Source organism: Prosthecobacter gellanilyticus (assembly GCF_007992435.1).
Classification (GTDB): Bacteria; Verrucomicrobiota; Verrucomicrobiia; order Verrucomicrobiales; family Verrucomicrobiaceae; genus Prosthecobacter; species Prosthecobacter gellanilyticus.
On record NZ_BKAG01000122.1, the window covers coordinates 1 to 1,395 of the forward strand.

General features: G+C 65.7%; 1 protein-coding gene. It reads left to right on the forward strand.

Annotated features, from left to right (window positions below):
• Window positions 1–54: 54 nt before the first annotated feature.
• A complete protein-coding gene (locus BGE01nite_RS28740; RefSeq protein ID WP_170267146.1) occupies window positions 55–1,275 on the forward strand; it encodes a hypothetical protein in 1,221 nt (406 codons plus the stop codon).
• The last annotated feature ends 120 nt before the right edge of the window (window positions 1,276–1,395 follow it).

Below are 1,395 nucleotides of genomic sequence, written 5' to 3' on the forward strand. Positions count from 1 at the left end.
AACCGCGAACCGAGAACCGAGAACCGAGAACCGCGAACCGCGAACCGACACCCCATGAGCGACTCTTCCGACAAACCACTTTCACGCGGGCAGCAGGCACGTGCGGACCGCGCGTTCACACGCTCGCAGCGCGCGGCGGAGAGGTCGGAGCGCCGTCAGGCCCCGCACCAGCGGAGCGCGGAGGCGCGTGAAGACCGCCGCATCGACCGCGAGCTGCGCGGCGGTGGGGTGCGGCGTGAGAGCCTGGATGGAAAGAGCACCAGCCCCGCAGACCAGGCACGTGCGCGTGCGGATGAGCGTGCCAGCAGCAGTGCCGCCGCGCAGAAAGAGCGCACGCGTGGTCGTGATGAGCATCTAGGCGGCGCGGGGAAGAGTGAGGCGGACAAGGCACGTGACCATGCCGCAGTGCGCCGCAGCAATGATGCCGGCTATCAAAAAGCCCGCACCAAAGGCCGTGATGAAAGCCTGCATGGCAGTGGCCAGAGCGAGGCCGACAAGGCGCGCGATCGTGCTTCGAAGCGCGCCGAGAATGACAAAACCGCGCAGAAAGATCGCACACGCGGACGCGATGAGCATCTAGGCGGCACGGGGAAGAGCGAGGCGGACAAGGCGCGTGGCCGCATGGTGTCTCGCAAGGCCAATGAGGACGAGTATCGCCGCTGGCGCACGAAGGGGCGCGATGAAAGCCTGCACGGCACCGGCCGGAGCGAGGCGGCCAAAGCCCGTGAGCGTGCCGGGGAGCGCGCCACGAAGAGCAGGACGGCGCAGGCCGAGCGAACGAAGGGAAGCCCCGAACAAAAAGCGAAACAAGAAAAAGAGCGCAAGGAGGCCGAGGAGCGCCAGAAGCAGGCCGAACAAAAAGCGCGGGAGCTGGAGGCAAAGTCCAAAGAGGAGCGCGCGAAGGCTGCGAAGCTTACCGGCAAGGACCGGCGGGAAGCCTTCCAAAAATCCGAGGCGCTCGATCGCGAGGCCAAACAGGCGCGCGAGGAAGCGAAGAGCGCCGGCCATGAGATGCGCCGCATCACCGGGCCGCAGCAGGAACATTTGAGCGGACCTGACCGCAGTGACGCCGCTCTCTCCCGTGAGCGCGCTGGAGAGCGAGTCGCCGCCAGGCAGGATCATCTCACCTCGCACCCGGCAGCACAGCCCGTCCTTATTTCAGATCTGCCGCAGTCCGCGCGGCCCGTGGTCAGTTCATCCAACCTTTCCATGAACCGCACCTGTGTGAGCCAGGCCTGGGCTGGTGTGGAGGCTCAGGCGGCCGTGATGGCCTGAAGAGTTCACGGTTCACAGTTCACGGTTCCCTGTTTTCCCAGAACCGAGAACTGCGAACTGCGAACTGCGAACTGCGAACTGCGAACCGAGAACCGAGAACCGAGAACCGCGAACCGCGAA

Coding starts and splice junctions, on each gene's coding strand:
- BGE01nite_RS28740 (WP_170267146.1), top strand. CDS start 55: ATGAGCGACTCTTCCGACAAACCACTTTCACGCGGGCAGCAGGCACGT.